Raw genomic sequence first — 16,766 nt, forward strand, 5'->3', positions numbered from 1 at the left:
GGAGAAACGTTCTTCCTCAGACGCCCTGCGCCATGCGCGGCGCGCGAAGCCATCGCATCCCGTTGACCTGGCCGGGATCGGAGCCGACCGCATACCGGACCCGCCGACCGTGCACCCGCCGCGCAGGCGCCCGGCAGCCGCGAGGGCGGCAACAGACATGCCCGAAGCCTACCGCGATCTGATCAACCGTCCCGCCGCTCCGCCAGCAGCAGCACCGGGGCCAGTACGAGGGCGGCGTAAGCGGCCAGGAGCAGAGCTGCCACGGGCATTCCCGGCTGCGGATCCGGCTGGAGCGTCGTCAGCGATTCGGCGAGCCCGATGAAGGTGTAGCGGACGGCGTTCTCCTGCAGCGAGGTGGGGAACACCGCGGGCAGGGCGTTCATCACCACGAACGTCACCACCATGAACACCGTGATCGCCGCCCCTGTCCTGCGCACCGCCGCGCCGACCGCGAACCCGAACACCGCGATGAAGACCGTGTAGGCGACGCTGCCGAGCAGGGCCTTCCAAGCGCCGCCGTCGCCCAGCCCGATCCCGAGCCCGTCCGGGTAGAGGGCCTGGGTCAGGAAGAACGTCCCGAACGTGAGCACAGACGACACCACCGTGACGACCGCGACCAGCACCACCAGCTTCACCGCCAAGAGCCGCCGCCGCTGCGGGACGGCCAGCAGCGAGCTGTGGATCTGCCCCGTCGAGTACTCCGACGTCACCGTCAGCACTCCCAGCACCCCGAACACGAACTGCGCCAGCAGTACGGCGGTCAGTGGTTCGAGCGGGTCGAACCCGTCCTCGGCCAGCCATGCCTTGGGCAGCGCCGCGGCTTCGACGGGATCGACCGCCGACGCCGCCAGCGCCCCGAACACCGGCACGATCACCGCCGCCGCACCCAGGCACCACCACGTCGACCGCACCGACCAGAGCTTGAGCCACTCCGACCGCACGATGTACCGGATATCCGTCATGACTGCCCTTCCAGAGCGCGGTATTCGACTGCTTCGCCGGTGAGGTCCAGGTAGGCCTCCTCGAGGGAGGCTCGGTGTTCGGCGAGGTGGACGATCGGGATGCCGGCTCCGAGGAGGAGTTCTCCGGCGCGGGTCGCGTCGATGCCCTTGACGAGCAGGGCGCCGCCGTCGACGGTGACGTCTCCGCCGGCTCGTGCGAGCAGCCCGACCGCCGCGCCCGTCTTCGCCTCGGGTACCCGGAGCTCGATGGACGCCGTCGCCACCAGGTCGCCGATGGGTGCGTCGGCCAGGAGCCTGCCGCGGCCGATCACGATCAGGTGATCGGCGGTGTTCTGCATCTCGGCCATCAAGTGGGACGAGACGAAGACCGTCCGTCCCTCGGCGGCCAGGTCCCGCATCAGGGTGCGGACCCACTGGACGCCCTCCGCGTCCAGGCCGTTGGCCGGTTCGTCGAACAGCAGGACGCCGGGGTCGCCGAGCAGCGCCGCGGCGATGCCGAGCCGCTGGCGCATGCCCAGGCTGAACCCGCGGATCCGGCGGCCCGCCACCGTGGCCAGCCCAGTCAGCTCCAGGCAGGCGTCCACCCGGCGATCCCCGATGCCGTTGGCCGCCGCGATCACCCGCAGATGGTTTCGGGCGGTCCGCCCGGGATGCGCCCTTGAAGCGTCCAGCAGCGCCCCGACCCGGGTGAGCGGCCGGTCGAGCTCGCGCAGTGGCCTCCCGCCGATCAGGACGCGGCCCTCGTCCGCCCGCTCGAGCCCGAGGACGAGCCGCATCGTGGTGCTCTTGCCCGCGCCGTTCGGCCCGAGGAACCCGGTGACGCGTCCCGGACGGACCGTGAAGGTGAGCCCGTCGACGGCCACGGTCCTGCCGTAGCGTTTGACCAGACCTGTGACTTCGATCATCTTGTGCCTCCCGGGCTCCACGGTCGCCGATCGGGCGGGCGGGCCGCTTCCGCCCACGGTGCCGATCACGCTTCGGACCGTGGGGGGAAGCAGCGGGACGAACCGTGTCATACGGTCGTGTCGTGAACGCGATGCGCCCGTGGCACTGGACGGCCCTGGACGCCCTCGCCATCCTGCTGCTGGCCGGGCTCGCCGCAGACGGCGACGGCGAGCCCGGCCTGTTCCTGCCCCTGCTCCTGGTCACGGCGCCGGTCCTGCTCCGCCGCAGGTACCCGGTGCCCGTCCTGATCTGGACGAATGCCATCACCTACCTGTTCGTCCTCGAACTGGAAGCCACCCTGCAACCCGCCGCCTGGATGCTGGCCTCCTACTCGGCCGCCGTCCGGTCCAGACGCGCGGCCGTCCTCACCGCCGCCGGCACCTGGCTGCTGGCCCAGGGGATCGTCCTCGGACAGGACGGCATGACCCCGCTCGAGCTCGTCGTGGTCCCGCTGATCGTCGCGCTGCCGCCGTGCGTGCTGGCCGACGCCGTCCGCCAGCGCCGCGCGTGGATGGACGCCTTCGCCGACCAGCAGCGCCGCCGCGCCGACGCCGAAGCCGAGGCCCGGATCGCCGCGGAACGCCTGACGATCGCCCGCGAACTGCACGACGTCGTCGCCCACGGGGTGACCCTGATGACCGTCCAGGCCGGCATCGCGCGCCTGCGCTCCGCCCCCGACGACCCGCTCCACGAGGTCGTCGAGACGATCGAGCGGACCGGCCGCTCCTCCCTCGCGGAGATGCGCCGTCTGATGAGCCTCCTGCGCGGCGACGACGCCGACGGCCTCGCCCCCCAACCCGGCCTGGACGAGCTGGGCGGCCTGGTCGCCGCGGCGTCCGCGGCGGGCCTGCGCACCGAACTGGCGATCCACGGCGCCCCGCGTCCGCTGGCCGCAGGAGCCGGCCTTGCCGCCTACCGGATCGTCCAGGAGGCCCTGACCAACGCCGTGAAGCACGCCGCCACCAGATCGGCGACCATCGACGTCACCCATGAGGCCGACGGCGTCCGCCTGCGGGTGCGCAACCCAGGACCGGTCGTTGTGCGGGGCGAGGGCCAGGGCATCCCCGGCATGAAGGAACGAGCCCGCCTCTACGGCGGCACGGTGAGCGCCGAGCCCGTGTCCCCGGACGGCTGGCAGGTGGAGGCCCGGCTCCCCTACGCCCCCGAAGAAACGACCCTCACACCGGACGAGGACCGTCGATGATCCGAGTCATGCTCGCCGATGACCAGGCCCTCCTTCGGGTCTCGCTCTCGGCCCTCCTGAACACAGAACCGGGCATGCGGGTCGTGGGCGCCGCGGAGAACGGCGCCGAGGCGATGGACCTGGCCGCCGCCCTCCGCCCCGACGTGGTGCTGATGGACGTGCGCATGCCGGGAGTGAACGGCATAGACGCCACCCGGAAGATCACCGAAGACCCGTCCATCCGCGTCATCATCCTGACCTCGTTCGACCTGGACGAGTACGTCTTCGCCGGCCTCCGCGCAGGCGCCAGCGGCTTCCTCCTGAAGGACTCGCCCCCCGAAGACCTCCTGACGGCGATCCGCGTGGTCGCGGCCGGCGAGGCCCTGCTGACCCCGGCGGCGACCCGCCGCCTGATCGAACGCTTCACCGCCACGCCCCCGTCACCCGCCGACCGCCTCCCCGAATCCACCCCGTCCCGCAGGATCCTCGCCTCCCTCACCGACCGGGAACGAGACGTCCTGGTCCGGGTGGCCCGAGGCATGTCCAACGCCGAAATAGCCGCCGACCTGGTCCTGGCCACCAGCACGATCAAAACCCACCTGACCAACCTGCTCGCCAAGACAGAAGCCCGGGACCGAGCCCAACTGGTCATCTTCGCCTACGAATCCGGCCTGGCCACCGCGCCCTGAAGCCGTGCGCTCAGACACCGCCCGGACAGCGCGTACGTCGTTCCGCCCTCGGCGGCGACGGCTCGACTCGGAACTCTCTGCTGCCCGGTTCAGGCTGCGTCGGGGAAGCCTCGCTCAGATGTCGCCCGCCGGCGGGGGCTCGGCGAAGGCGCCGGCGGCCGCGGCGAGGGCGGCGGTCCTGGCCGCGTGGCCGGGCAATCGAGGGTCGGGCGACGTACGGAGAAGCACCAGGTGGTGGTACAGCGGCGCGGTGGCGGCGATGAGCAGTCGCCGGGCGTCGGTGCGCGGCGGGAGTTCGCCGCGCCGGACAGCCCGGCTGACGACGATCTCACAGCGGGTGTAGCGGTCCTCCCAGAGCCGTTGCTGGGCGTGGGCGGCTTTCTCGGAGCGGAATGAGGCGGCGATCAGGGCTGCCATGATCGACGGCTGTGCGGTCATGGCCGCTTGGATCTCGTCGTTCAGTGCCGCCAGGTCGTCTTCCAGCGAGCCGGTGTCCGTCGGCTCCCAGTCGTCGCCGCTCGCCGCGTCGAAAACGTCGGCGAGCAGGCCGCCGACGTCCCCCCAGCGTCGGTACACCGTTGCGCGGTGCACGCCGGCGCGGGCGGCGACGGCGTCCATGGTGAGCCCGTCATAACCGTGTTCGCCGAGCTCCGCGCGGACCGCGTCGAGTACTTGCATACGAATACGGGCGGTACGGCCACCGGGTCTGCGTCGGGTCGACGGCCGGATGCCCTCGGGTCCTGGAACTGCGGGAGTCATCGCTGGTAATCCGTTTGCTCATCGGGGCGGCGTTATGGCAGCATCTTAATGCATCATTTGTCGCACTAATGGAGTCATCGATGCTCTTCCGAAGCGTTCACCCGGCCGCGCGGCCCTTGACGGCCGCCCCGTCCCCGAATGCTTCGGAGCACCCGCATGCCCACACAGATCGCCGCGCTCGCCGTCAGCAAGTCCTTCAACGGCAGGCTCGTCCTTGACTCGGTGACCTGCTCGCTCGCCGCGGGCGAGCGCACCGGGATCATCGGTGAGAACGGATCCGGCAAGACCACACTGCTGCGCCTGCTCGCCGGGCGTGAACGGCCCGATCAGGGTGAGGTCGTCGTCCAGGCCGACGGCGGCGTCGGCTATCTCGCCCAAGACGAGCGGTTGGAGCCGCAGGCGACCGTCCAGCAGATCATCGATCGGGCCCTGAGCGATCTACGTGCCGTCGAGGAGCGGATGCGCCGTCTGGAGGCCGCGATGGCCGACGGCGACGAGTCGGGCATGACCGAGTACGGCGACCTGATGACGGTCTTTGAGTTGCGCGGCGGCTACGACGCCGATGCCCGCGTGGAACGTGCTCTGCACGGCCTCGGCCTGGGGCTTGTGGGCCGTGACCGTACCGTGGGCGGTCTCTCCGGCGGAGAACAGGTCAGGTTGCGGCTGGCGGCCGTCCTGGCGGCCGCGCCGGAGGTGCTGCTGCTGGACGAACCGACCAACCATCTCGACGAGGACGCCCTGAGCTGGCTGGAAGAACATCTGCGCACCCGGCGAGGCACCACGGTGGCTGTCTCCCACGACCGGGTCTTCCTCGAACGTGTCGCCACCAGCCTGCTGGAGGTGGACGCGGACCGGCACCGCGTCGTCCGGTACGGCAACGGCTACGCCGGCTACCTCGCCGAGAAGGCGGCTGCCCGGCAGCGCTGGGCCCAGGAGCACGAGCAGTGGCGGGCCGACATCGACCGGCTCCGCGAGGCCGCCGCGACCACCGCCCGCCGGGTGGCCCCCGGCCGTCCTATGAAGGACGGCAACAAGATGGCCTACGACCGGGCGGGCGGCAGGGTGCAGCAGTCGCTGGCCAGCCGGGTGCGCAATGCCGAGGAACGGCTACGCCGCCTGCTCGCCGACCCTGTCCCGCCCCCGCCGGAGCCGCTGCGCTTCACCCCCGTGCTGCGGGCCCGCCACCTGGAGGGCGTGGTACTCGACGCGGCTGACATCTCCGTCACCGACCGGCTCGACCGCATGAGCCTCACCATCAAGGCGGGCGAGCACCTGCTGGTCACGGGGCCGAACGGAGCGGGCAAGAGCACCCTGCTCCGCGTCCTGGCCGGGGAAATCGTCCCCGACAGCGGGAACGTCACCCACCGCGGCAGGATCGGCTACCTCCCGCAAGAGCCGCGACCCGGGGAACCGGACGAGACCGTGCTCGCCGCCTTCGCCCGTGGACGGGCAGGGGAAGCCGCCGGGCACGCCGAACGGCTGCTGTCCCTCGGCCTGTTCGACCGCGACCAGATCTCGGTGCCGGTCGGCCGACTGTCCACCGGACAGCTGCAGCGCCTCGCCCTGGCGCGCTTGCTCAGCGAGCCGTCAGACGTCCTGCTGCTCGACGAACCCACCAACCATGTGTCGCCCGTCCTCGTCGAGGAGCTGGAAGCCGCCCTGTCCGGGTACGACGGCGCCGTCGTCATCGTCAGCCACGATCGCCGGCTGCGCCGGCGCTGGTGGGGCACCCGTCTGGACATGCAGGCGACTCCGACGTCCGCGTCGGCCGCGGAGCGGTCATCGCCTCCGGCTTCGTAGTCGTCGACGACGTCCCCGACTACGGCATCGCCGGAGGCAAGGTCACTTGACGTCCGCTGGGGGCGGTCTATCCGGGTACGGGATGTTGGAGGCCATCGCCCGCAACAAGGTCAACCTGAAGCGCATCGAGACCCACCGGCCGGACATGCTCCGCGTCACCGAATCGCTCATCCACGAGAGCCCAAAAAAAGTCGGATGGCGATGTCGAGAAGCCGTGTCCGGCTCCGTCCCCGGGGTGAACGCGGCCACAATGGCTCGCACGAGACACCGAGGAGAACCACGATGGCCAAGTACCTGCTGCTGAAGCACTACCGCGGCGCTCCGGCTCCGGTCAACGACGTGCCGATGGACCAGTGGAGCCCGGAGGAGATCTCGGCACATGTGCAGTACATGAACGACTTCGCGGCCAGGCTGGAGAAGACAGGCGAGTTCGTCGACGGTCAGGCGCTCGCCCCCGAGGGAGCGTGGGTCCGCTACGACGGTGAGGGACGCCCGCCGGTCACCGACGGACCGTTCGCGGAGACCAAGGACCTCATCGCAGGCTGGATGATCATCGACGTCGACGGCTACGAGCGCGCCGTCGAGCTGGCCGGGGAGTTGTCGGCCGCCCCTGGGGCGGGCGGCAAGCCGATCCACGAGTGGCTGGAGGTGCGCCCGTTCCTGGCCGCGCCGCCCACCATCACGGAGTGACGTCACCGGTGGACGAGGTCCTGCTCAGGAGCCTCACACCGAGCGTGCTCACCGTCCTCGTCCGCCGCGGAGCCGACTTCGCGGCGGCCGAGGACGCCGTGCAGGACGCTCTGGTCGAGGCGCTCCGGGTCTGGGCGGCCGATCCGCCGCAGGACGCCAAGGGCTGGCTGGTCACCGTGGCCTGGCGCAAGTTCCTCGACGCGACGCGCGCCGACGCCGCCCGCCGCCGGCGTGAGGACCGCGTCGAGGAGGAGCCGGCGCCCGGGCCGGCGTCCGCGGTGGACGACACGCTCCAGCTCTACTTTCTGTGCGCCCACCCGTCGCTGACCCCGGCATCGGCGGTCGCGCTCACGCTGCGCGCCGTCGGCGGGCTGACCACCCGCCAGATCGCCGAGGCCTACCTGGTACCCGAGGGGACCATGGCGCAGCGCATCAGCCGGGCCAAGCGCACCGTCTCCGGCGTGCGCTTCGACCGGCCCGGCGACGTCGCCACCGTGCTGCGCGTCCTCTACCTCGTCTTCAACGAGGGCTACTCCGGCGACGTCGACCTCGCCGCCGAGGCCATCCGGCTCACCCGGCAGCTCGCGGCCCGCGTCGACCACCCCGAGGTGGCCGGGCTGCTCGCCCTCATGCTGCTCCACCACGCCCGGCGTGCCGCCCGGACCGCGTCCGACGGCAGCCTGGTGCCGCTCGCCGAGCAGGACCGAGGCCGGTGGGACACCGCGTTGATCGCCGAGGGCGTCGAGATCCTCCAGGCGGCCCTCGCCCGCGACCGGCTGGGCGAGTTCCAGGCCCAGGCCGCCATCGCGGCACTCCACGCTGACGCGCCCACCGCCGAGGAGACCGACTGGGTGCAGATCGTCGAGTGGTACGACGAGCTCACGCGCCTGACCGACAACCCGGTCGTCCGGCTCAACCGCGCGGTCGCCGTCGGGGAGGCCGACGGACCGCGCGCCGGCCTGGCGGCGCTCGCTGCGCTGGACGCCTCACTGCCCCGCCACGCAGCGGTGGCGGCGTACCTCCACGAGCGCGACGGCGACCTGGCGACGGCGGCACGGCTGTACGCCGAGGCGGCCCACAAGGCACCCAACCTCGCCGAGCGCGACCATCTGACGCGCCAGGCCGCCCGGCTCAACGCCCGCCGATGTCGCTGACGGGTCGCGCTCGGATTTTCCCGCGGCACTGGGCGCGCCCCCGTGGCCAGCGCTGTGGTTCCGCACTGGCCCTGACCAAAAGATCGACGGCTGCTTCCGCCTATCGCCGCGATAAGGGCCGGCCACTGCCCCTACCGCTTGACCGCCTGGCACTGTGAGATCTCTGGAGAAGGCCCGGCCGTCTTGAGGGTGCGGGCGGCCTCGAGCAGACGTGCCGATCATTCCTGTTTCAGTCGGGCACGAATTCGATCTCCGGATAGCGCGGGGAGGTGCCGGTCCACAGGCCGGTGTCGTGGCGCTGCAGGTGCAGGTCGAAGAACGCGGTCGGGTAGGCGCGCTGGGCGGCGACGGCACGGGCGGCGTTGATGGTACCGATGCCGTCGTTCAGCGCTGCGGCCACCGGCGGGGAGAGCGGGAAGGCGTCGATGAGCTGCGGCACCAGGACGGCCAGGTCGGTGAAGGTCTGATGGCCGGACCCGCGCAGCAGCAGCTGGCGGCGCCGCCGCGCAGGCGGGACCAGAACAGCGACCAGGAGGGGTCGGAGTCTCGGCTGTGCCCGGCACTGGCCATCAGCAGGAAAGGACGGTCCGTTCCTCTCCGCGCCGCCGAGCCCCCGACGCTGCCGTCCAGGTCGGCTCCCGCGCGGATCCGCACATCCCGCGCCATCGCCTCGGCGGTCGTCGCGCGCGATCGACCATCCGCAACGCCACCGTCCCGACGCGACCACTGCGACGCCCCTGCGCTCATAGCATCCCTTCTCGGCGGTTCCAGCACTGCCCGCCGACGCTGACACAGCGCCACACCACCGGGAAAGGGCACCAGACCCCAACTCGGGGAACCACCGGGGACATCCCCGATAAGGCTCGTGTCATGAAGTACAAGCGTTCGCGTTAGCACCGCTCTTACCGACACCCCGACACGCTGAAGGCGCCCTCCGGGTGGGGGCGCCTTCGCGTCACATCGGTGATCAGCTGCTGACCGCCTTCTTGTAGAGGCGGGTCGCCAGCGGGATGAACACGATGAGCATGACGGCGATCCAGAGCAGTGATGCCGGGATGGCGTGCTGCATGGGCCAGGCGTCGGAGGTCTGCAGTGCGGTGCTGGTGTTGCCGAAGAGTTCGCGTGCGGCTTGGGTGAAGGTGGAGACGGGGTTCCACTCGGCGAGGACACGCAGCGGCGTGGGCAGTTCGGAGCTGTCGAGAAAGGCGCTGGAGACGAAGACCAGCGGGAGCGAGACCAGGTTGGCGATGCTGCTGAAGCTCTCCGGAGTGCGCAGAGCCAGCGCCACGGTCGCGCTCAGCCAGGAGAACGCGTAGGCGAACAGCAGCAGCAGCCCGAAGCCGAGGACGGCCTCGCCGGGCGAGGTGTGCACCCGCCAGCCGACGATCAGTCCCATCACCGCCATGACGACCAGACTGGCGAGGTTCAGCAGCAGGTCACTGACGGTCTGGCCGACCAGCACCGCGGACGGGGCCATCGGCAGCGAGCGGAACCGGTCGAAGATGCCCTTCTGCAGGTCGAGGGTGAGCGTGTAGCCGGTGATCTGGGCGCTGATGATGACGGCCTGGACGAAGATGCCGGGGAGCAGATACTCCCGGTAGGAGACTCCCGGGACCTCGATGGCGCTGCCGAAGACGTAGGCGAACAGCAGCACGAGCACGATGGGGAGCGTGATGGTGCCGACCAGTATTTCCGGCGACCGCTTGATCTTCAGGGTGTTGCGTTTGGTGATGGTCCAGCCGTCGACGATCGGGAGGGCGAGCGCGTTCATCAGGAGGCCTCCTGGAGCTGCGGGTCGGTGCCGGACGCCTGGCGTCCGGTCAGGGCGAGGTAGACGTCGTCGAGGGTGGGCCGCCGCAGTCCGGCGTCCCGCACCCGGACTCCGGCGTCGGCCAGCCAGCCGAGGACCAGGCGGAGCGACTCGGGGCCGTCGATGACCGAAACGATGATCTGGAGTGATTCCGGCACGGTCCGGATGGTGCCGACGGGGAACCGGGCGAGGGTCTGCCGGGCGGTCTCCAGGTCGGCGGCGTCGGCGACGGTCAGCTCGATGCGGTTGCCGCCGACCTGGTTCTTGAGCTCGTCGGCGGTGCCCTGAGCGATGGCGCGGCCTTGGTCGATCACCAGGATCTGGTCGGCGAGGTGGTCGGCCTCCTCCATGTACTGAGTGGTCAGCAGCAGCGTGCTGCCGCCCGCGACGAGTTCGGAGATGGTGTCCCACAGCGCGGCGCGGGCGCGGGGGTCCAGGCCGGTGGTGGGTTCGTCGAGGAACAGCACCGGAGGGTCGGCGACCAGCGCGCCGGCGAGGTCGATGCGGCGGCGCATGCCGCCGGAGTAGCCCTTCACGGGCCGGTCGGCGGCGTCGGCGAGGTCGAAGCGCTCGAGCAGTTCGCGGGCGCGGGCCTTGCTGCGCTTGGCGCTCAGGTGGTAGAGGCGTCCGACCATCTCCAGGTTCTCGGCGCCGGTGAGATGCTCGTCGACGGCGGCGTACTGGCCGGACAGCCCGATGCTCGCGCGCAGCCGCCGGGCGTCACGGATGATGTCGTATCCGGCGACGGTGGCGCGGCCGGCGTCGGGGCGCAGCAGCGTGGTCAGGATCCGCACCGTCGTGGTCTTTCCGCAGCCGTTCGGGCCGAGCAGGGCGAGCACCGTCCCTTGCGGGACGCTGAAGCTCAGCCCGTCCAGGGCCTTCACCTCGCCGTATCTCTTGACCAGTCCTTCGGCTGTGATCGCGTCGCTCATGAGGGGGCTCCTTACAGGGGTAGGTGGGGTCAGGAACGACGGACGTCGATGTCGCCCCAGTTGGTGTGCGCGCGCACCTCGACGACCGAGTCGCTGGTCTCGGGGCCGTCGGCGGCGGTCAGGGTGTTGCGCACCACGCCGTTCTTGGAGCGCAGGTCCAGCAGGGCGGCCGTGCCCTCGGGGATGCCGATGCCGACCTTGCCGTAGCCGCCCTCCAGGTGGACGGTGCCGCTCACCGCCGCGTCGATCCGGATCCGGCCGTGCGCGGTCTTGACGGTGAGGCCGCCCAGCACGCGGCCGACGCTGACGTCGCCGGTGGCTACCTTCACCTGCAGATCGCCGATCACCTCGCCGAGGGTGACGGCGCCGGTGGAGGACTTCACCGTGCCGGGGCCGACGACGGTTCCGATCTGAACCGACCCGCTGGAGGCGGTCACCTCGACGGGTCCGGTCGCCCTGTCCACCCAGATCTCGCCGTTGGACGTCTTGGCCTCCAGCGGGCCGGTCTCCTCCAAGCGCACGTCACCGTCCGAACGCAGAACGGTCTCGCCGAGCCGGCCGGTGGCGATGAACTCCGCGGCGCCTCTGCCCTCGACACGAGAGGCGGTCGGCAGGTCGACGACCACCTCGACGGAGCCGCGCCAGGGCAGCACGGACGCCAAGGGATTCGGTTTGGGGCCCTTGACCAGCAGCCGTCCGCCGGCGAATTCGACGACCGTCCGCTCGGCGGCCTGCACGCTCGCCTCGTTGGACGGGTCGCTGGGCCGCACCTCCACCACGGTGTCGGCGCGGTCGCTGGCGTGGATCTGGACCTGGCCGACGTAGATGTCGATGTCGGCGATGATCGGTTCGGGAGTGTCGAAAGCAGGCATGGCGGAGCCCTCCTCATGGGTCCTGGGCGATATCCCGGCCTCGGGGCCGGGCGATGAGTGGTGACGGGTGATGGAGGCGGCTACACCGGCTAGCGCACCCAGCCGGTGTAGCCGCGACCGCTGTGCGGCTGCTGCGGCCGGTCGACGGGGCGAGGTCCAGCGCCGGGCTCGAACGCGGCGGAAATGGCGCGAACCAGCCAAGCGTTGACCGAGATCCCCTGCCGGCCGGCCGCCTCCTCCACCCGCAGCTTGAGGTGCTCGGGCAACCGCAGGGTCATCCGCGCGGTGCCGCCCTCCTCGGTGATCGGAGGTCCGGCGGGCGGCACGGTCTCCGGCCCGCCGACCGCGCCCTCCGAAGACGGCTCCGGCTGCGGCGGCGCCACCACGAACACCGGGTCGCCGCCGCGCAGCCGCACGTCGACCGAGCCCGGTGCGAGCTCACGGGTGATCTCGTCCGCCGCGGCCGACAGCGCCTCCAGCAGGGTGAGCCTGGCGGTCGCTTCGAGAACGCCGGTGAGGCGCTCGGCCAGCGCGCGGGCGTCCGGGCCGCCAACCTCGGCGGCGACGGCGAGCTCGCGGCGGAGGTTCTCCACGTACGGCATCAGGTCCATGCCGCAACTATGACGCCATTACGACGTCATGTCAAGCAGTTAATGACGTCACTTTGCATCGAGTCGACGTCAAGTGGCAGCACGACCGCCCGGGTGCGCCGCGCTCCTTCCCCCCTTTGGACGAAGGCCCAACACATCCGTGCGGGATGTCGTTCCCTGGCGTCCGAAGAGAGCCGTCCAAGGCCTTCATGAGTTGCGCGACGCGGGTCTTGCCGGCGAGGGCGAAGGGCATCGACGGAGGACGTCGATCAAAACGGGCGTGGCACGCTGACGGGCTTGCTCGATCACCGCGTCCCCCACAGTGGGGTCATCGCCGTCCGCGGGCTCCTCGGCCCCCGGCACCTCTCAAGCCGGGAGGTCCTCATTTGAGGGTTTTGCCTCGAAGTCCTGCCAATATCGCGGATAAGTTTCAACCGTCGCTTCAACGATACCGTTGAGGGAATGACTGCTGCTATCAAAGACGCCGTCCATGTCGTCGACGCCGCCACCGTCATGGGGTTGCTCCCGGCCCGGCCGCGGCTGCTCGCCGTGGGTGAGCCCACCCACGGCGAGGACGTTCTGCTCGAGCTGCGAAACGATCTCTTCCGGCAACTCGTCGAGCAGGAGGGCTACCGGACGATCGCGATCGAGAGCGACTGCATGATGGGCCTGGTCGTGGACGACTACGTCACGTCGGGCACCGGCGTCCTCGACGACGTCATGGAGCGCGGGTTCAGCCACGGGTTCGGCGCGTCCGCGGCCAACCGCGAACTCGTGCGCTGGATGCGCGCGTACAACGACGGCCGACCCGCGTCCGAACGGCTGCGCTTCGCCGGTTTCGACGGCCCGCTGGAGATCACCGGCGCCGCGAGCCCCCGGCAGGCCCTCACCGCACTCCACACCTACCTCGCGGCCGGGGTGGACGCCGGCCTGCTCCCCTGCACCGCGGAAACGCTCGAGCGCCTGCTCGGCACCGACGACCGGTGGACCGATCCCGCCGCGATGATGGACCCGTCCCGGTCCGCGGGGCAGACGCCCGAGGCCAAAGAGCTGAGGCTGCTCGCCGACGATCTGGTGGCCCTGCTCGACGCGCAGACGCCACAGCTGATCGCGGCGTCCTCACGGGAGGATTGGCACCGGGCACGCCTGTACGGCCGTACCGCCACCGGCCTGCTGCGCTACCACTTCTGGATGGCCGACACGTCACCGAGCCGCATGGCGAGACTGCTCGGCGTGCGGGATTCGATGATGGCCGCCAATCTGCTCGCCATCGCCGAGCGGGGCCCGGCGCTGGTGAACGCCCACAACGGCCATCTCCAGCGGGACAAGAGCACGATGCGGATGGGCGGTCTGCCGGTGGAATGGTGGAGCGCCGGCGCGATCGTGAGCGCCCGGCTGGGCGAAGAGTACGCCTTCCTGGCCACGGCCCTCGGCACGATCCGCCACCAGGGAGTGGACGCCCCTCCCCCGGACACCGTCGAGGGGTCGCTGTACGCGCTCCCGCAGCAGCGTTGCCTGGTCGACACTCGCCGGTTGGCCGCCGCGTTCGCCGACGCGACGCCCGCCCCCCGCGTGTCCCCCTGGTACGGCTACTCCCCGCTGGACCCTGCGCACCTGGCCGGCATCGACGGGCTCCTGTTCGTCAAGGACACCCGGCGAAGCTAGGGCTTGAGCAGCAACCGAACCGTGATTCTCGAGCCATGGCCTGGATGGGCCCGCCAGGCTCGATGTCGGCACCGTCCCCCCGAGGTGGATCCTCGGGGGACGGCGCCGCTGACCTCCCAGAAGATCAGTGTGGTCGTCATGCGTCTGGCCGTGCTCGTCGGCTTCCCCGCCTGGGGGCGGCTGACGGCACGCCCGCGGACTCTCCCTCCTGCTTTGCGTGTCGTGGCCGATGAGCAGCTCGGCTGAGCGAGCGCTCTACATCCGGGGCACCGAAGTACGGGGGTGCATCGGCGGTCATTGCGGCTGTGCGTCCGCTCGGTCCTCGCTCTCGGGGCTGTCGGTGCTGGAGAGCGCCGCGGCCAGATCCGCCTCGGCTCGGGCTGCGCGTTCGCGTTGCGTGGTGCTCTCGGTGCGGGCGGCGGCCAGGTCCGCCTCCAGCCGCGCCTGCACAGCCTGCGAGGAGGCGAGCTCGGTGCGGGCGGCGGCCAGGTCGCGGCCGGTCCGCTCGTTCTCGCTCCGCAGAGCCGAGAGCTGTCCTTGGAGCTCCTGACGTTGGCCGGCCGCTGCCTGCTCGGCCTGCTGTGCGGCGCGTTCGGCGGCTTCGGCGCGCATCTGCTGGGTGCGGATCTCTCCAGTGGCGGTCGCGAGCGCTTCGCGGGTGGCGGCCAGGTCCGCTTGAGCGCGGGCCAGGTCGGTGCGGAGTGTTTCGATCTGCTCGTCTCGGGCCTGGAGAGAGGCGCGCAGGCGGGTCAGGGTTTCTGCATGAGCCTGGCGGGCGGCGTGCAGTTCGGTGGCCGTGGCGTCCCGGGCGGCCTCGGCGTCGGCTTGGGCCTGCTGGGCGGTCTGGCGGGCCTGCCGGTGGGCCTCGATCGCCTCGGCCGCATCCGCGCGCGCCTGTTCGGCGGCTTGGCGGACGGCGGCGGCCTGGGCCTCGGCGGCCTGTCGGGCCTTCCGAGCGGCCGAGGCCGCCTGTTCGGCTTGGGCCTGGGCGGCTTCGGCGGCCTCGGCGCGGGCGTCGGCTTCGGCGGCGGCCTGCCGTGCGGTGCGGGTCTCGGCTTCTGCCCGCTCGACGCGGGCGAGCGCGCCGCTCTGGGCTTTGTCGAGGAAGCCGGTGAGCTCGGTGAGCTGCGTCTGCAGGGCGGCGATGGCGGCGGGGACGTGCTGGGCGAGCGCTTCGGCCTGCTTGAGGGGTTCGTCGACGAGGGCGGCATCAGCGGCGCGGCGCTCCCGGCTGGCCTGGTCGGCGTGGGCCTTGCTGCAGTACTTGGGCGGGCGGCCGCGGCCGGCGGGCGGCAGCGGCAGTTCGCAGCCGTCCAGGGCGCACACGCCCCGCGGCCGGGGAACGGCCGCGCTCGGCGGCGGGCTGGTCGGGGCGTCGGAAGGGCCCGCTGGGGCGGGTGTCGGGATGTCCACCCACCACACCTTACACTTTCGCGTATCGAATACGCGCAACCATTATCGCGACACGCGTAATGCGAAAATAGGAATCCCAGGCTGTTTCACATAATTAGCATTATGTGAAACGATGTGGCGCGTGGACGAACCCCTCTCCGGCACCCTGCTCACCCCTGCCGCAGCCGCCTCGCGCGCGAAAATCGCCGTCACCGCCGACGGCCGCACCGTCGATGTGCCCGCGCCGATGGCCGCCAGCGTCGGCGACATCGCCGGCCTGTCCCCCAAGCGCAAGCGCGGCGACGGCGGCGAGGTGCCCGGAGCGGACGTGGACCTCGTCGACGCCCTGCCCCGCGACCTCGTCTGGCCGACCGTCGCCGCCTGGCTAACGACAGGCAAATCGGTCGCTACCCGGCGTGCCCGGCTGGCCGACCTGGCGGCGTTCCTGCGCTGGCTGGACGCCCACGCGCCCGGGCTGGCGCTGCTGGCCGTCACCGAGGACACCGTCACCGGCTACCGCGAGAGCATCGCCGCCGGTACCGCCCGCGCCGGCGTCAAGATCCCTGGCAAGCCCCTGGCCGCGGCCTCGGTCGCACGGCGGCTGTCGTCACTCGCGAGCTTCTACGCTTATGCGGTGCGCCGCGCGGGCCTGACCCGCAACCCGGCTGATGCCGCCTTGGTCGAGCGGCCCGAAGTCTCCGGCGCGGGCAAGACCCCGGCTCGCACCCGCACCGAGGCCCAAAACCTGCTGGCGGCCGCCGAGAGCCGGTCCTTCGCCGAGCAGCACCCGATGGACGCGGCCGCGGTCGCCCTGCTGCTGATGTGCGCGCTGCGCGTCGGGGAACTCGCGTCGCTCACCGCCGGGCAGGTACGGATCGACGCCGGACACACTGTGCTGGTCTTCACCCGCAAGGGCGGCAAGACCGACCGCGTCCCCGTTCCACCCGACGCGCTCGCCCTGCTCCGACCGCTGCTGGACGGCCGTCCCAAGGACGCTCTGGTCTTCGCCCATGAAGACGGACGTCCCTGGAATCGGTGGCGTTTCACCACTGCCCTACGCCGCACCGCCCACGCCGCCGGCATCGACCCAGCCCGGCTGACACCGCACACCGCCCGCACCACCGCGGCCACCGAACTCCTCGACGAAGGCGTCCCCATCGAAGTCGTCCAGACCCTCCTCGGCCACGCATCCCCCGTCACCACCCAGCGCTACGACCGCGGCACCCGACGCCTGTCCGGACACGGCGCTTACCGCCTCGCCGCTCTGTTCACCGACCACACTCCCTCGTCCGGTCAGTGAGAAGTAAATTCTGACAGTTCGAG

17 protein-coding genes are annotated in these 16,766 nt (G+C 71.3%); 8 read left to right on the top strand and 9 right to left on the bottom strand.

Annotated elements, in window-relative coordinates:
- Positions 1-182: 182 nt before the first annotated feature.
- Positions 183-962: an ABC transporter permease gene (locus tag ABGB12_RS12330; RefSeq protein WP_347677115.1), complete on the bottom strand. Its 780-nt coding sequence runs from the start codon at positions 960-962 to the stop codon at positions 183-185.
- Entirely contained in the window at positions 959-1,867 is a 909-nt protein-coding gene (locus tag ABGB12_RS12335) for an ATP-binding cassette domain-containing protein (protein WP_347677117.1), read from the bottom strand. Before ABGB12_RS12335 ends, ABGB12_RS12330 begins: the two co-directional genes overlap by 4 nt.
- 131 nt (positions 1,868-1,998) lie before the next feature.
- On the opposite strand from ABGB12_RS12335, the gene ABGB12_RS12340 reads away from it, so the two are divergent.
- Both ABGB12_RS12340 and ABGB12_RS12345 read left to right on the top strand, forming a co-directional pair.
- Positions 1,999-3,111: a histidine kinase gene (locus ABGB12_RS12340; protein ID WP_347677715.1), complete on the top strand. Its 1,113-nt coding sequence runs from the start codon at positions 1,999-2,001 to the stop codon at positions 3,109-3,111.
- A complete protein-coding gene (locus ABGB12_RS12345; RefSeq protein ID WP_347677119.1) occupies positions 3,108-3,779 on the top strand; it encodes a response regulator transcription factor in 672 nt (223 codons plus the stop codon). The genes ABGB12_RS12340 and ABGB12_RS12345 overlap by 4 nt, the downstream gene beginning before the upstream one ends.
- 114 nt (positions 3,780-3,893) lie before the next feature.
- Here the strand turns inward: ABGB12_RS12345 and ABGB12_RS12350 are convergent, their stop codons facing one another.
- The gene (locus tag ABGB12_RS12350; protein ID WP_347677121.1) at positions 3,894-4,457 is read right to left on the bottom strand and encodes a TetR/AcrR family transcriptional regulator; all 564 of its coding nucleotides are present in this window, start codon (positions 4,455-4,457) and stop codon (positions 3,894-3,896) included.
- A 237-nt stretch (positions 4,458-4,694) separates the two neighbouring features.
- On the opposite strand from ABGB12_RS12350, the gene abc-f reads away from it, so the two are divergent.
- The 3 genes from abc-f to ABGB12_RS12365 all read left to right on the top strand — a co-directional run bounded on the left by abc-f (position 4,695) and on the right by ABGB12_RS12365 (position 8,182).
- Entirely contained in the window at positions 4,695-6,338 is a 1,644-nt protein-coding gene (abc-f, locus tag ABGB12_RS12355; RefSeq protein ID WP_347677123.1) for a ribosomal protection-like ABC-F family protein, read from the top strand.
- A 282-nt stretch (positions 6,339-6,620) separates the two neighbouring features.
- Positions 6,621-7,028: a YciI family protein gene (locus ABGB12_RS12360; protein WP_347677125.1), complete on the top strand. Its 408-nt coding sequence runs from the start codon at positions 6,621-6,623 to the stop codon at positions 7,026-7,028.
- 8 nt (positions 7,029-7,036) lie between these two features.
- Complete coding sequence (locus ABGB12_RS12365; protein WP_347677717.1) at positions 7,037-8,182, top strand: sigma-70 family RNA polymerase sigma factor; 1,146 nt, start codon at positions 7,037-7,039, stop codon at positions 8,180-8,182.
- A gap of 229 nt (positions 8,183-8,411) precedes the next feature.
- Here the strand turns inward: ABGB12_RS12365 and ABGB12_RS12370 are convergent, their stop codons facing one another.
- The 5 genes from ABGB12_RS12370 to ABGB12_RS12390 all read right to left on the bottom strand — a co-directional run bounded on the left by ABGB12_RS12370 (position 8,412) and on the right by ABGB12_RS12390 (position 12,407).
- A complete protein-coding gene (locus ABGB12_RS12370) occupies positions 8,412-8,621 on the bottom strand; it encodes a hypothetical protein (protein ID WP_347677127.1) in 210 nt (69 codons plus the stop codon).
- Between the two features lie 528 nt (positions 8,622-9,149).
- Positions 9,150-9,953, bottom strand: a complete 804-nt coding sequence (locus tag ABGB12_RS12375; RefSeq protein WP_347677129.1) for an ABC transporter permease — start codon at positions 9,951-9,953, stop codon at positions 9,150-9,152.
- On the bottom strand, positions 9,953-10,924 hold the full coding sequence (locus ABGB12_RS12380; protein ID WP_347677131.1) for an ATP-binding cassette domain-containing protein: 972 nt from the start codon (positions 10,922-10,924) through the stop codon (positions 9,953-9,955). The genes ABGB12_RS12375 and ABGB12_RS12380 overlap by 1 nt, the downstream gene beginning before the upstream one ends.
- Before the next feature lie 29 nt (positions 10,925-10,953).
- Positions 10,954-11,796, bottom strand: a complete 843-nt coding sequence (locus ABGB12_RS12385; protein ID WP_347677133.1) for a DUF4097 family beta strand repeat-containing protein — start codon at positions 11,794-11,796, stop codon at positions 10,954-10,956.
- Between the two features lie 89 nt (positions 11,797-11,885).
- The gene (locus ABGB12_RS12390) at positions 11,886-12,407 is read right to left on the bottom strand and encodes a toxin-antitoxin system HicB family antitoxin (RefSeq protein WP_347677135.1); all 522 of its coding nucleotides are present in this window, start codon (positions 12,405-12,407) and stop codon (positions 11,886-11,888) included.
- Positions 12,408-12,848: 441 nt separating this feature from the next.
- Here ABGB12_RS12390 and ABGB12_RS12395 point away from each other — a divergent pair, with 441 nt between their 5' ends.
- Entirely contained in the window at positions 12,849-14,051 is a 1,203-nt protein-coding gene (locus ABGB12_RS12395) for an erythromycin esterase family protein (protein WP_347677137.1), read from the top strand.
- An 84-nt stretch (positions 14,052-14,135) separates the two neighbouring features.
- On the top strand, positions 14,136-14,297 hold the full coding sequence (locus ABGB12_RS12400) for a hypothetical protein (RefSeq protein ID WP_347677138.1): 162 nt from the start codon (positions 14,136-14,138) through the stop codon (positions 14,295-14,297).
- Positions 14,298-14,345: 48 nt separating this feature from the next.
- On the opposite strand, the gene ABGB12_RS12405 is transcribed toward ABGB12_RS12400, so the two are convergent.
- On the bottom strand, positions 14,346-15,464 hold the full coding sequence (locus ABGB12_RS12405; protein WP_347677140.1) for a hypothetical protein: 1,119 nt from the start codon (positions 15,462-15,464) through the stop codon (positions 14,346-14,348).
- Between the two features lie 121 nt (positions 15,465-15,585).
- Here ABGB12_RS12405 and ABGB12_RS12410 point away from each other — a divergent pair, with 121 nt between their 5' ends.
- Positions 15,586-16,743 carry a tyrosine-type recombinase/integrase gene (locus tag ABGB12_RS12410; RefSeq protein WP_347677142.1) on the top strand — a complete coding sequence of 386 codons (1,158 nt, stop codon included), beginning with the start codon at positions 15,586-15,588 and terminating at the stop codon, positions 16,741-16,743.
- Positions 16,744-16,766: the final 23 nt, after the last annotated feature.

The organism is Actinocorallia sp. B10E7, assembly GCF_039871655.1.
Taxonomy (GTDB): domain Bacteria; phylum Actinomycetota; class Actinomycetes; order Streptosporangiales; family Streptosporangiaceae; genus Actinocorallia.

Coding starts and splice junctions, on each gene's coding strand:
- ABGB12_RS12380 (WP_347677131.1), bottom strand. CDS start 10,924: ATGAGCGACGCGATCACAGCCGAAGGACTGGTCAAGAGATACGGCGAG.
- abc-f (WP_347677123.1), top strand. CDS start 4,695: ATGCCCACACAGATCGCCGCGCTCGCCGTCAGCAAGTCCTTCAACGGC.
- ABGB12_RS12330 (WP_347677115.1), bottom strand. CDS start 962: ATGACGGATATCCGGTACATCGTGCGGTCGGAGTGGCTCAAGCTCTGG.
- ABGB12_RS12360 (WP_347677125.1), top strand. CDS start 6,621: ATGGCCAAGTACCTGCTGCTGAAGCACTACCGCGGCGCTCCGGCTCCG.
- ABGB12_RS12375 (WP_347677129.1), bottom strand. CDS start 9,953: ATGAACGCGCTCGCCCTCCCGATCGTCGACGGCTGGACCATCACCAAA.
- ABGB12_RS12395 (WP_347677137.1), top strand. CDS start 12,849: ATGACTGCTGCTATCAAAGACGCCGTCCATGTCGTCGACGCCGCCACC.
- ABGB12_RS12390 (WP_347677135.1), bottom strand. CDS start 12,407: ATGGACCTGATGCCGTACGTGGAGAACCTCCGCCGCGAGCTCGCCGTC.
- ABGB12_RS12385 (WP_347677133.1), bottom strand. CDS start 11,796: ATGCCTGCTTTCGACACTCCCGAACCGATCATCGCCGACATCGACATC.
- ABGB12_RS12335 (WP_347677117.1), bottom strand. CDS start 1,867: ATGATCGAAGTCACAGGTCTGGTCAAACGCTACGGCAGGACCGTGGCC.
- ABGB12_RS12340 (WP_347677715.1), top strand. CDS start 1,999: ATGCGCCCGTGGCACTGGACGGCCCTGGACGCCCTCGCCATCCTGCTG.
- ABGB12_RS12345 (WP_347677119.1), top strand. CDS start 3,108: ATGATCCGAGTCATGCTCGCCGATGACCAGGCCCTCCTTCGGGTCTCG.
- ABGB12_RS12350 (WP_347677121.1), bottom strand. CDS start 4,457: ATGCAAGTACTCGACGCGGTCCGCGCGGAGCTCGGCGAACACGGTTAT.